We start from the raw sequence: 12,259 nt of genomic DNA, 5'->3' as shown, positions 1-12,259 counted from the left end.
CGCCAATGGTCCGACCTGGCCATCCTCCGCACCACGCCCGCGCTGTTCGCCCTGTTCTCACTCGTGACGCTGTGGGCCAACCAACTCGCCGCCGAGCGTGGACCGCTGGTCGAGTGTGTGCGCTGGTACCGCAAGTCGCTACCAACCTTCAGCGACGCTCTCGTGCTGGTGCGCCGCGAGCTCTGGCGCGCGCAGTTTTCTGCTACCTCGCCGCTGGCCGGGACAGCACAGAATGTCTCAGCCGATCTCATCGAGCGATTGCTGCTCATCGTCTGCCGCCCGCCATGATGGCACGCGAGCGTCACGGCACGTGCAAAGCCAAGCTAAGAGCCCGCTTCGGAAATGGGTCCGAACAGGACGATGCGGTTTTCGAGCTTTCCCGAGGACGTATCCAGGCACCGGTCGCGTGAAGTGTCAGAATGGCGTCGCCCAGCGCGAGGTCCTGCCCGGTGTGAAGCATCGGACCAGCCGCTACCTGAACAATCGTGCTGAGAATTCCCACCGCCCGACACGACGTCGAGAACGCCAAATGCAGCGCTTCAAGTAACCAGAACAAGTTCAGCGGTTCCTCTCGGCGCACGCGATGATCTATGGTCACTTCCGTCCACGGCGGCACCTGATGGCCGCCGGACAGTACCGCCGTTCGCGCGACAAGGCATTCCAGATCTGGCGGCAGGAGACGTGTGCCCAGATGGCAGCGTGAGATCACGCAAGCTCCGTCTTGCGGTCAAACGCGCCCGGTCGTCAAACAATGTGACAATGCCCGGGTCGGCGGTAACGGTGTAACTGCCCGGACGAGGCTGCGTTCGCCCCCTCACGAACCAGGATTTGCGGAATGACCCAGTTGCCCGAAGCGACGCAGGAGATCCTACGGAAGCTGGCACGTTCCGTCGCCTTGCACCGTCGGAGTGGTGGAACGCTGGACGACCTGCCTGCGGCTGACCAGGACCTGCTGCAGGCCATGGATGGACCTCGGCGAGACTTCTTCATGGTGGAGTTGGCTGAAGCCGGCGCCCAGGCGGCGAAGAGCCGTTTGCGGGACCAACTGGGCAAGTGGCATGCTCGGCACGCGAATGCTGAGCCCCAAAGACCCGTGGCTGAGCCCAATCCCGACCGCGACACATGATTGCCAAGCTAGGCGGGTGACCTCGGCGGCACCCGCTTTCTCCGAAGCGGTGAAGGAGTGCGGTCCGGCTCGCGCAAACCGATCGACCTGCAGCCTGTTCCTCATCCCGTTCGGGTTGGCTGCAAACTGCGCCTCATACCGGCCGATCATTTTGCGCAAGCTGGGCCACATGCCCGCGCCTTCATTCCTCCTCCCGTCCCGATCCTCCCGGCTGCTACGGCGTTCCGTCCAGAAGGAGCCCGGGCCGGGTGCCACAGGAGGATCAACCATGTCGGACCTGCTCAACGGCGCCATCCCTGGTGGGTCGCCTGACGAGGCGGAGATCGGACAGTTGATCCGTGCCGCCGCCGAGGCGCTGCCACCGCTTGAGGATGCCGAAACCTTTGGCGCCGCCTTCGACCGCTTCGCCGGGGCTCGTGTTATTCTTCTGGGCGAGGCAACGCACGGCACAAGCGAGTTCTACCGCGCCCGCGCTGCGATCACTCGCCGCCTCGTCGAGCGGCACGGCTTCGGCATCGTCGCGGTCGAGGCCGATTGGCCCGATGCCGCACGCATTGACCGCTTGGTGCGGCAGCGCGGCGCGGCCCAGCCAGAGGAAGGGCCGGCTTTCGCCCGCTTCCCGACCTGGATGTGGCGCAACGCAGAGGTCCGCGACTTCGTCGGCTGGCTGCGCGCGCACAACGCCGGGTTACCGCCGGAGCGGCGAACGGAGTTCCGTGGCCTCGATGTGTACAGCCTCGGTGCCTCGATTACCGCGGTGCTTGCCTATCTCGATGCGAACGATCCAGAGGCGGCCAAGGCCGCACGCCGGCGCTACGCCTGCCTCACGCCCTGGCACATGGAGCCAGCCGATTACGGTCGTGCCGTTCTGTTCGGTGACCGCGAGCCTTGTGAGGATGGCGCTGTGCAACAGCTGCGCGACTTGCTGGCCCGGCAGGCGGCGCTGATGACCGCCGAAGCGGGCGAGCAGCTTTTCGATGCGGCGCAGAATGCCCGCGTGGCGCTGGGGGCGGAGCGCTATTACCGGCTGATGTACCGCTCCGGTACCGAGAGCTGGAACCTACGCGACCGGCACATGTTCGACACGCTGCGCGCTCTGTTGCAGCGCCGCGGGCCAGATGCCAAGGCGGTGGTCTGGGCGCATAACAGCCATATCGGCAATGCTGCCGCCACCGAGATGGGCTGGTCCGGCGAGTTCAACATTGGCGAGCTCTGCCGCACCGCCTTCGGTGAGGAGGCGGCCCTGATCGGCTTCGGTACCGATCGTGGCACCGTCGCCGCGGCGCATGACTGGGGCGACGAGATGCAAATCATGAAGGTCCGCCCGGTCCGGCCGGACAGCCACGAGGCGCTGTTCCGCGCCCATGCGCCGTCACGCTCGCTCACCGACCTGCGGCCGGCGGTCGCGCCGGAGCTGCGCACCGCGCTGGCGCGGCCGCGGCAGGAGCGCGCTATCGGCGTGATCTATCGGCCGGCGACCGAGCGGCAGAGCCACTACTTTGAGGCGGTGTTGCCGGAGCAATTCGACGCCTTCGTCTGGTTTGCCGAAACCCAGGCGGTGACGCCACTACCGGGCGCTGAGGACGGCGGCGCTGAGACCGGAGAGACTTTTCCGTCCGGCCTGTAGTGCCGGTGCTACCCATGCCAGGGCTCGGCGGGCTCGCCCGGGCACGGCTGGCCGCTGCCATCGCCCGCCTCCAATCGGCCGGGCCCCGTCATGGGCCATACCGCGCCGGGTAACACTCTTTCTCCAAAATCGTCGCCTGTTCATCGGCCGTGCCATGGTCCCCGGATTTCTGACAGGAGGCTAAGCTCGCTTCGGAATGGGAAGGACTGCCCCGGATGACAGGCAAGCGAACGCGGTATTCGGCAGATTTCAAGGCGAGGTGGCGCTGGAGGCGCTTCGGGGTGAGCTGACGACGGCGCAGTTGGCGACGAAACACGGCATTCACCACACGATGGTGGGGGATTGGAAGCGGCAGGCCATGGAAGGGCTGGCGGCGGTGTTTTCCGGCAAATCAGTGGCCGAGGAGAGTGCGAAGGCGACGGAGGTGGATGTCGAGAAGCTGCACGCCAAGATCGGGCAGCTGGTGGTAGAGCGGGATTTTCTGGCCAAGGCGTCCGGGCGATGAGCGTCGAGCGGCGCCGCCAGATGATCGAGCCGGGGCACCCGCGGCTATCAGTGGTGCGGCAGTGCGAGCTGGTCTCGATCAGCCGATCGGGGTTCTACCATCGGCCTGTCGGGGAGACGCCAGTGAGCCTGGAGCTGATGCGGCTGATAGACGCGCAGTTCCTGGAGACGACCTGGTATGGCTCGCGGCAGATGACGCGGCATCTGCGGGAAACCTTGAGCGCACTGAAAATTTGTGTGTCCGCGGCAAATGAATGTTATGCCGACCAATGTAGGAGAACAAAATCCATGGCGAAGTCAGAGACATCCGCTCCGCGCGGCACCACCAAGGTCGTCAAAGCCTTCTTTGAGATTTTGGACTCGACACCCGATGCTGGCCGGTCGCAGGTCGCAAAGGCGGCGCTGGCCGCAATTCGGGAAAAGCTGACAGCCCGCAAAAACAAGGAGAAGGCCAGGTCTGCCCGCGGCAAGGCAGCACCCGCGCCCCGCAAAGCAGCTTTGTCGTCGCGCACTGCAAACGCCCGTAAGGCTCCGGCCGCCGCGGCCAAACCGGCACGCTCGACGAAGGCGCCCGAGGCCTCTGCCCCGAAGGCCACGAAGCGTCCAGCTTCACGCCGCGTCGCACCCAAAGCTGCTGTGGCAGCAGCCCCACAGCCCAGGAAGGCCGCCGCTCGCCGACCCAGCGCTCGGAGAAAGCCTGCGACGGAAGCATCCTCGCTGGACAACCAAACCGCGCCAGATAACGGCACAATGAATGGCGCGCCGTCTGAAGGCACGGCCAACGCCGAGTAAGCCAGGTCTCGGAAAGCACTCTGCTCTGAAGGCCAAGGCGGCTAGCACGTCGTCGGAGCGGAGCCAGAGGCAGGTGGACTTGCTCCGCTTTAGTGGAGAGGCATTGGGTCAGGTAACGGCCATCTTCTCGAACTGTGCGGGGCTTGTGAAGTCGAGCGCGGAATGGCGCCGGATGGGGTTGTAGAAGCCATCGATGGTGCGGCCGATGGCAGCCGTGGCGTCGGCACGCATCTCGAAAGCGGCGCGCCAGACGAGTTCGAATTTCAGCGTCTTGAAGAATGTCTCGACCATGGCGTCGTCGAAGCAGTCCCAGGGCCGGAAGTGGTCGGAGGACATCGCGCAGTCGAAGCCCGCCTGCTCGGCAGCCCGCGCCAAGGCCAGGAGTTCGGAAGGGGGGAACTGCTCATGCGAGGCATGAAAGCCAATGCGGGGCGGGAGCGCCATGATCGGGATGCCTCTGTGGAGGACCCACGGAACCTGCGGGACCCCACGCGGTTGCGCCACCGAAGCCGTCGTTCCGCCGAATGGCATGGAGCAACCCGATGACGTCTGATCGCAAGGATGAAGCCGCCGCGGCCTCGCGTGGTCGGCTCCTGGCCCGCCCAAGTGCCGCCACCGGCGAACCGCAGCCTGAAGGGCTGCACCCGATCGGTTCAGGGGGGCGGCGGGACGGTCTGCTGCGAGTGCCGCCGGCGCGGGCCGATGGCCAGCCGCTGCCGCTTATCGTCATGCTGCATGGTGCAGGCGGCGAAGCACTCGGCACGCTGGCGCTGATAGCGGCCGCGGCGCCTGACGTGCTCATTCTCTTGCCTGAAAGTCGAGGCTCTACCTGGGACATCATCCGTGGCGCCTTCGGACCCGACGTCGCCTTCCTGGATGCGGCGCTGCGCGGTGTGTTCCAGCGCCATGCGGTGGACCATCGGCGCATTGCGCTGGCGGGTTTCTCGGATGGCGCCTCCTACGCGCTGACCCTGGCGATCGGGAATGGTGACCTGTTCACCCATGCGCTGGCCTTCTCGCCAGGCTTCGCCGTTCCGCCCGCAGCAGTGGGACGGCCGGCGATCTACATCTCGCATGGCATCGCCGATGCGGTGCTGCCGATTAATGCTTGCAGCCGCCGCTTGGTGCCGCGCTTCCGGGCGGCGGGCTATGCGGTGCAGTACCATGAGTTCCCGGACGGCCACATCGTGCCGCCCGAGATCGCAGCGGAGGCGGTTGCGCTCCTGGCGGCGGGCTAACCCCCGTCGCTACGTTGCCTCCCCGAATACCTGCATTCACCTGAAGTACACGATCGATAAAAGTATCAATCTAGTCCAATGTACGTCAGCGAACATCTCATAATTATGGTATTCGTTCAGGAACAGCTTGGAACTCTGGCCCACCAAAGAAGCTTAACGCAGCCTTGATTGGGGCTCTTTTTCGTGGAGACCCGAAAGGTTGTCGCAAGTGGTCCATCTCTCCTCTCTGAAAATCTCATCTCTCGAAGCTCCCGCCGGCATAAGCTCGCGGGCCGACGCATCGCCGCGCTTGTCGCTGGCGACGCTGCGAGGCCTGCCGCGTACGGTACGCCGTCCAGGTTTCGACGTGGCCGCACTCCGCCCCGGGATCCTGCATCTTGGCTGCGGGGCCTTCCATCGTGCTCACCAAGCCGTCTTTACCCAGCGGGCCATCGAAGCCAAACCGGGCGCCATTCCGCCCGCATGGGGCATCATCTCCGCAAGCCTGCAACGGCCCACCATGCGGGATGCCTTGCAGCCGCAGGATGGCCTCTACACCGTGCTTGAGCGTGGCCCGCACGGCGCCTGCGCAACTGTGGTTGGCACCATCAGCGAGGTCGTCTTCGCGCAAGAGAACCCGGCTGCCCTCTTGGCCCGTTTCACCGATCCGGCGATCCGCCTCGTGACGCTGACGGTGACTTCCTCTGGCTACTGCCTGGATCCGGCCACCGAGCGGCTCGCCGTTCACCATCCTGATATTCAGAAGGACCTGCACGCATCTCTGCCCAGCAGCGCGCTGGGTGTTCTCGTGGCTGGGCTGGCGGAAGTCCACAAGGCGGGCCGGCGCCCTCCCGTCGTGATGTCCTGCGACAACCTGCCGGGGAACGGCCGGATCCTGCGCCAGGCGGCGATCGATTATGCGGCGCTGTTCGATGACGAGCTCGCCGGCTGGATCGCCAGTTCGGTGCAGTTCCCGTGCTCGATGGTGGACCGCATCACACCGGCGACGACCGAGGCCGATCTGGGCGATGCTGCGGCGGCGCTTGGCGTGTTCGACGCGGCGCCGGTTTGCGCCGAGCCATTCCGCCAATGGGTCATCGAGGACTTCGCCGGTCCGCGTCCCGCCTGGGAGGCAGCCGGTGCGGAGTTCGTGCCGGATGTGGCGCTCTGGGAAGCCTCCAAGTTGGGGCTGCTCAACGGCACGCATATGGCAATCGCCTATCTCGGGTCGCTGGCCGGGATGCAGACCGTCGCAGAGTTTGTGGAGGACCCAGTCTTCGCCGCCTATGCCCTGCGCTTTATGTTGGCGGAGCAGCGGCCGACGCTGCCACCGAGCAGGCACGACATCGGTGCCTATGCCCATCAGCTGCTGCGGCGCTGGCGCAATCCCGGCATCGCACATCAACTCAGCCGGGTCGGCCGCAATGGCTCGGAGAAGCTGCAAGCACGGTTGCTTGCCTCGGTGCAGGAGAACCTGGAGGCCGGGCGTTCGGCATCCTGTACGCTGCTCGCCGTTGCGGCCTGGATCTGCTGCGCATCGGGATGTGTCGGCCACGGTCATGCCGCGGAAACTCAGGATCCGCTGATTGGGCGCATGCAGGCATTGGGCGCAGCTGCGGGGGACGACGCGGGGCGCCTCACCGCCTCGGTGCTGGCGATGGAAGACGTGTTCGGGCGCGACCTGCCGCGGCTTGAAGCGTTCCGGGTCGGCCTGACGCAGGCGGTTGGCGATCTGCAGCACATGGGGCCTCACGCTACCGTCAAAGCCTTGTTGGCCAGTCCCAAGCAGGGTTGCAGGTGAGAGCACAAATGACCTCCCGGGATATGGATACAGCTCACGTGGAAGCGTTGCGCATCAAGGCCGTGCTCTTCGACATGGATGGCCTGCTGGTAGACACTGAGAGCTTGGCCATGCGGGGCCTGGAGCAGGCTGCGGTCGAGGTGGGGATTTCGGCGCCGGAGAGCTTTCGCCATGCCATGATCGGGGTTCCTGCCGATCATTGCCGTGTTCTCGTGCAGGAACGCTTCGGCTTGGAGTTTTCTGCCGAGGACTACCTAGCAGCGGCGAGCCGACACATGGATGCCATGATCGAGGCTGGTGCACTGCGGCTGAAGCCGGGCGTGCGCTGCCTGCTCTCGCATCTTGAGGCGCTGGGATACCGAAGGCGGTTGCGACATCCTCGAGCCAGGTCAAGGCGGAACGCCATCTCCGCAGCACTGGCATTTTGAATCGGTTCGACGCGGTCGTGACCCGCGACGACGTCGCCCGCGGCAAGCCGCATCCGGACCTGTTCCTGCAGGCAGCCCAAAGGCTCGGCATGCGGGCGGGACACTGCCTGGCGTTGGAGGATTCTTACAACGGTGTGCGCGCAGCCCACGCGGCGGGTGCGACCGTGATCATGGTGCCGGACCTGCTGCCGCCAACCAATGAGATGCGGGAGAGATGTGCCCTGATCGCCACCGACCTGCATGCGGTGCGGCCACTCATTCTTCCGCCGCTACCGTGGACCTCAACTGCGCCAACTTCGGCCGGCAAGGCCGAGGCTGCCTGACAGGACGTGTTCCCTTAGCCCTGGGCGTCCGAGGCCAATGCGCTCGGACCACGCTTTGGAGACCATCATGCCAATCACACCGCAAGGTCCGACAACAACCTGGGGCCAAACGCTTCCGGTCAGCGGTGCACCATTGATCGGCGCCCCTTTGGCCAACCCGGCGGCCGTGATGAACGAGGCTCTTGAGCGTGCAGAGCGTTGGGCGGAGGTAGTGGGCCTCCAAGGCGAACATCCGGCGGTGGTCAGCTCAAGCGCCCCGGCCCAATCCTGGCCGCGGCCGAGGTTGCAAAGCCGATAGGTGCCTCTATCGCATGATTGGACGAAAGAGCGGTTAGCAGCGGGAGCTTCAGGGTTTGCCTGGTGATGATGCGGCGAACTCGGTTGGCTGCAACGCGAACTCCCGCTTGAAGAACACCGCCAGTTTGTGCTTCTCGACCCACTCGGCTCGGGTCAGAAGGCGATCTCCGCCGGGCAAGAAGTACCGATAGGCCAAAAAGACGGCATCGCATGCGGCGTGCTTGCCAAGGTCATAATCCGGTGGGGCGATGCCCGGACGACGGTACGGTCCGTTGCGTTCATCGTTGGGGTTTGTCCTCGCGCCGGTGCCATTCTTCGTCCAGTTTGCCACCGCTGCCGAGTTGATCTTAAGCGCGCCGATGTGCAGCCGGTTGAGCCACTGCTCCAGAGCATGCCTGCTCCCTTCTGATGGCAGCGTGTTTGACGCCGCACGGTGCTGCATGAGCACGGGGAGCACTCTCCCGGTCCTGTCCCGCTCGAGGCGGAACTCGGCGGTGCTGACCGGCCGACCGCGGGCGTCACGGAGGCTCAAGATATGAGAGGCCCCTGCGGCGCAGAGCCCGGCATAGGTGCCCACACAATGACGCAGGGCCTTGCCCTCAAGCCGCAGTGCCACGACAGAGGTGAGCGGGACGAAGGACAGGCCGTTGATGCTCACGCTCGGTGCAATGGGCGGCCAGATCGTCACACTGCCCGCCCGCAGCCAGGCAAGCGTGTCCTGAAGCTTGGGAAGGTCGCGGTGCCAGCGACGGGAAAGCCGCCGAAGCACCGCATAGCCCCGATCGCCAACAATGGCCTGTAGGGGCGGAGCATCCGCCGGCCACTTCTCATCAAGGCGCAACCAGTTCCGACCTGCCTCGCTCGAGCGTTGTCCCGCCTGGGCTGCGGCTTCCGCCGCCACGGGCGAGAGCAAGTGGCCGGCGATGTCTCCAAGGGCATCGTCGATCCCTTCGAGTTCTTGCTCAAGCTCGTCCCCCTCATCGACGCTGCGTACCCGTAGCCAGGGAGGCTCGCCACGAAGCAGGTGTTCGAAGCGCAGCGGCGTGTGCTCGCGACCCAGGTTCCATCGCCGCGCGATCGAGGCGAAGGCAGCCCACTGGGCCTGCGCTTCCGGCCGGGGGCGCCGACCCGGCAACAGGTCGGCCGGAACCCGGCGGAGCAGGTTGCGAGCCGCCTCGCCGATCACACCCTGCGCGAAGTGCCGCTCGCGCAGATCCGCTCCACGCATAGTTTGCAGGGCGGATACGGCTGCCGGCTGCAGTCCAAGGTACTCCCCTAGCGCCGGCGCCAGCGGTGCAGCATCGTCGATGGTCCGCACCAGCCTGCGGTAGGCGTGATCGCCCCGCGGCACCCTGCCTTCGGATGTGCCACCAGCGGCGCCGAGCGGCGGATAAGCGTCCAGCGCTTGCCGCCGCCGCGCCGCCACGACCGGGTCGCCCCCAGCGGCCAGCCAGCGGACCAGTGGCTGCGTGGCAGGGCCGCGACGGCGCAGTACGTCAAGCACGGCAGGGTCGATGCGCGAGATGAACTCACTCCAAGCCTCCGCCGCTTGTGCATCGGCCCAACTCGTTGGCATCCAGGCAACACTGTCCGCGGCGAAGGCGCCAAGGCCAGCCCATTCGACGCAAGCAGCCCGGCAGCGCAGGAGCGTCTCCCCGGCCCGGGCGGAGCGGCTGCGGGCGAGGGTGGCAGTGCCTCCTGGGGTTGTCAGTGCAGAGGCAACGGTTAGCGGCGCATGGGCGCTCCTGGTCCGGAGGTCCGATGTGCGCGCGAGCATCAAAACGCGGTCGGCGCCGGCGGAGCCGTCGGCGCGGCTCAACACCTTACAGGCTGCCGGAGCGCGAAGGTCGACCCAGATTCTGGTCGCGCCCTCGTCGTGGAGGCCAGCCGCTGCGGCGACCTCGCGGAGCTGCCGCCCGGCGTCACTCGTCACCATATCGGCCGCTGCCCGGCGGACCGCATCGGCGGCACCGCGCACCTGCTCCCCAGTGGTCCGCATCAGGGTGTCGAGGCTCGCCACGTTATGGAGGTTTGCTCCACTGCCCCCGCCGAGCACGAGATCCTTGCCCGTGCGGTCGGTGGCCGCAAGCGGCCCTTGGCCCGCCGGGGCGAAGGCGTGCCGAAGGACCGACATTCCGCCGGGCTCCCTGGAGACAGTGAAAAGTGGCCGCCGGGCGGCAACCATCGCCGCATCCACGGCAGCCTTGCCGACGCGCTCCGCTCCCGGCACCCCGATCCGGGCGAAGCGTGCGACGATGGCCGCTCGCCGGTACTCCGCCCAGCGACAGACCGTCTCCTCCGCCAGCGGCGTCGAGGACCAGAGGACGGGGCGCGGGAGGTCCAGATTCATGGCTATGAACTTGGTGGTGACGGCCGCAACATTCACGGCACAGCGGGAAAGCGCAGCAATGGGAATGCAGAGGTGTCAGCAGTCCCAGCCTGAACGCGGCGCCGGATGACACGAACGGCCAAGGCACCAAAGTCGATGCGGAAACCCAAAGCCAGCTGGACCGCGCGGAGCGGTACCGCGAGCGCTTTCGGCGAACGCAGGCCATTGCGGCACAAAAGTCTCGCATTGGAGCCGCCGGTGGTAAGCCGAGCGATGACGCTGCAGCAGGTATGGTCGCCGATTTCCTCGCGCGAGGCGGGCTGGTAACCGTTTGTCCTCCAGCTGAGGCTACGCTGAATGATGCCGAGGATCGCCACAAGAAGAGTGGTTGAGAGGGATGCCGCGGTGACACCCCGAGATTTCCGTCAGCCGCAGTTCGAGCACGTCCAGAGGCCACGCTTTTCCCGCGCGGGCTCGACGAGGTAGCCGCAGCGGATGCAGTTCGCGCCACTGTCGTCATCAGCGAAGGGATCGGCGAAGCGCCGTGCCGTCACCTTCGGCGCGTGTGGCTTCGAGATGCGTGACTTACGGTCTTCGGCGATCGCTGCCTCGACCGGCGGCTCGGCAGGCTGCGCTATCGGCTCTGCGGGCGGCTGTGGTGTCGGCTCCCACATCGCCATGACATGCACGGTCGGTTCTGCGGGTTCAGCTACGGCTGGCGGGATTTCGCGTGCCGGAGAGGTGGCAGCTGATTTCGAGCGGAACCCCTCCGGCCAGGTTTCCGCATGCATATTCCACGGCGACGGGCGCTGGCGATGTTCTGTTGGCTCCGTCCTGCCTCGCTGAACGTGGACAACCTCGACCACCCTGGTCTTGCCGCCACCCAAACCGCCTCGACGAGAGGCGCTGAGTATGTGGCGCTTTTCACCGGATGAAGGTTGTGCCCCCTGCTGTTTGTGGCGGGGAAAGACGCGATCTGCTTCGGACATGAATTTCCATATTGTGGTGTGCGACGTTTTCGGCCGCCGCAAGCATTGCATATGAGTTCAGCAGCGTAAGTGCCAAGTCTCCGTTACCGAAGCTCACACGATGCAGCACCTTGGATCAGCCTTTGGCTGACCCGCAAATACACTGTGGTCCGACCTTGAAGTATAAAGGTCCGGCTCCGCGCCGAGTTCCGGCGCCATCGCGGGGAGCGGTGCCGGTGACTTGCGTTGACGGACGCCGAAACGCCAAAAGCCGCCGGCCTTGCTCAGGTCGGCGGCTTTGGTATGTGTTGTGTAGGATCCGGCCTGGTGGCCCGGCGGCGACCGACTCTCCCGCAGCTTGAGTTGCAGTACCATGGGCGCTGGGGTGTTTCACGTCCGAGTTCGGGATGGGATCGGGTGTAACATCCCCGCGATGACCATCGGGCCACCGGGCCGGATCCTGTTGGGATATCCGGAGTGTTGTGTGTTTGAGAGCGCTTGTTAGCGCGGCTTGGTGCTGCGTGCGGTGCGGCCTTGCGGCCGCTTCGCGGTGATGGTGGATTTGGAGATCTATCGGGCGATTAGGACCGCTCGGCTGCATGCATTGCTGCACTTCCACCTGCGGCCTATCGACGTGATGGTCTATCACGGCCCTCGAGGGAGACCTCGTTTGGAGGGGGGTTTCCTGCTTAGATGCCTTCAGCAGTTATCCCGTCCGTACTTAGCTACCCAGCGATGCTCCTGGCGGAACAACTGGTACACCAGAGGTACGTCCATCCCGGTCCTCTCGTACTAGGGACAGATCCTCGCAAGTCTCCTGCACCCACGGCAGATAGGGACCGAACTG

7 protein-coding genes, 2 rRNA genes and 3 pseudogenes are annotated in these 12,259 nt (G+C 65.7%); 7 read left to right on the top strand and 5 right to left on the bottom strand.

The window, feature by feature from the left end; all coding sequences use genetic code 11:
• The 4 genes and pseudogenes from EP26_RS36470 to EP26_RS37795 all read left to right on the top strand — a co-directional run.
• Positions 1 to 288 (top strand): hypothetical protein (locus EP26_RS36470; protein WP_043343655.1); only part of this gene is annotated, 288 nt, incomplete at its 5' end.
• Positions 289 to 835: 547 nt separating this feature from the next.
• Positions 836 to 1,126 carry a hypothetical protein gene (locus EP26_RS35595; protein ID WP_157033845.1) on the top strand — a complete coding sequence of 97 codons (291 nt, stop codon included), beginning with the start codon at positions 836 to 838 and terminating at the stop codon, positions 1,124 to 1,126.
• Between the two features lie 268 nt (positions 1,127 to 1,394).
• Positions 1,395 to 2,753, top strand: a complete 1,359-nt coding sequence (locus tag EP26_RS27235) for an erythromycin esterase family protein (protein WP_052389750.1) — start codon at positions 1,395 to 1,397, stop codon at positions 2,751 to 2,753.
• Between the two features lie 215 nt (positions 2,754 to 2,968).
• Positions 2,969 to 3,467 (top strand): annotated as a pseudogene (locus EP26_RS37795) (transposase); the annotation flags it as partial.
• A 690-nt stretch (positions 3,468 to 4,157) separates the two neighbouring features.
• Here EP26_RS37795 and EP26_RS36985 read toward each other — a convergent pair.
• Positions 4,158 to 4,358 (bottom strand): annotated as a pseudogene (locus EP26_RS36985) (IS3 family transposase); the annotation flags it as partial.
• A gap of 233 nt (positions 4,359 to 4,591) precedes the next feature.
• On the opposite strand from EP26_RS36985, the gene EP26_RS27220 reads away from it, so the two are divergent.
• From EP26_RS27220 to EP26_RS38755, 3 genes and pseudogenes are all read left to right on the top strand, one after another.
• Positions 4,592 to 5,287 (top strand): alpha/beta hydrolase, encoded by a 696-nt coding sequence (locus tag EP26_RS27220; RefSeq protein WP_043343652.1) that lies wholly within the window; start codon positions 4,592 to 4,594, stop codon positions 5,285 to 5,287.
• A 208-nt stretch (positions 5,288 to 5,495) separates the two neighbouring features.
• Positions 5,496 to 7,067, top strand: coding sequence for a mannitol dehydrogenase family protein (locus EP26_RS27215; RefSeq protein ID WP_245624541.1), 1,572 nt, complete (start codon positions 5,496 to 5,498; stop codon positions 7,065 to 7,067).
• Positions 7,068 to 7,075: 8 nt separating this feature from the next.
• A pseudogene (locus EP26_RS38755) lies at positions 7,076 to 7,818 on the top strand (HAD family hydrolase).
• A 346-nt stretch (positions 7,819 to 8,164) separates the two neighbouring features.
• Here EP26_RS38755 and EP26_RS27205 read toward each other — a convergent pair.
• From EP26_RS27205 to EP26_RS27190, 4 genes are all read right to left on the bottom strand, one after another.
• Positions 8,165 to 10,465: a PcfJ domain-containing protein gene (locus EP26_RS27205; protein ID WP_157033840.1), complete on the bottom strand. Its 2,301-nt coding sequence runs from the start codon at positions 10,463 to 10,465 to the stop codon at positions 8,165 to 8,167.
• Positions 10,466 to 10,869: 404 nt separating this feature from the next.
• Positions 10,870 to 11,433, bottom strand: coding sequence for a hypothetical protein (locus EP26_RS35575; protein ID WP_157033839.1), 564 nt, complete (start codon positions 11,431 to 11,433; stop codon positions 10,870 to 10,872).
• Positions 11,434 to 11,742: 309 nt separating this feature from the next.
• Positions 11,743 to 11,857: ribosomal RNA gene (gene rrf, locus EP26_RS27195) — 5S ribosomal RNA — on the bottom strand.
• A gap of 115 nt (positions 11,858 to 11,972) precedes the next feature.
• Positions 11,973 to 12,259 (bottom strand): 23S ribosomal RNA (locus EP26_RS27190); the annotation flags it as partial.

The organism is Belnapia moabensis DSM 16746 (assembly GCF_000745835.1).
Classification (GTDB): Bacteria; Pseudomonadota; Alphaproteobacteria; order Acetobacterales; family Acetobacteraceae; genus Belnapia; species Belnapia moabensis.
Note: the sequence above shows the minus strand (reverse complement) of the source record. Positions and strands in the feature narration are given on the sequence as shown.

What these genes read in the sequence shown, in the direction of transcription:
- EP26_RS35595 (WP_157033845.1), top strand. Translation starts at nt 836, where the DNA reads ATGACCCAGTTGCCCGAAGCGACGCAGGAGATCCTACGGAAGCTGGCA.
- EP26_RS27205 (WP_157033840.1), bottom strand. Translation starts at nt 10,465, where the DNA reads ATGAATCTGGACCTCCCGCGCCCCGTCCTCTGGTCCTCGACGCCGCTG.
- EP26_RS35575 (WP_157033839.1), bottom strand. Translation starts at nt 11,433, where the DNA reads ATGTCCGAAGCAGATCGCGTCTTTCCCCGCCACAAACAGCAGGGGGCA.
- EP26_RS27220 (WP_043343652.1), top strand. Translation starts at nt 4,592, where the DNA reads ATGACGTCTGATCGCAAGGATGAAGCCGCCGCGGCCTCGCGTGGTCGG.
- EP26_RS27235 (WP_052389750.1), top strand. Translation starts at nt 1,395, where the DNA reads ATGTCGGACCTGCTCAACGGCGCCATCCCTGGTGGGTCGCCTGACGAG.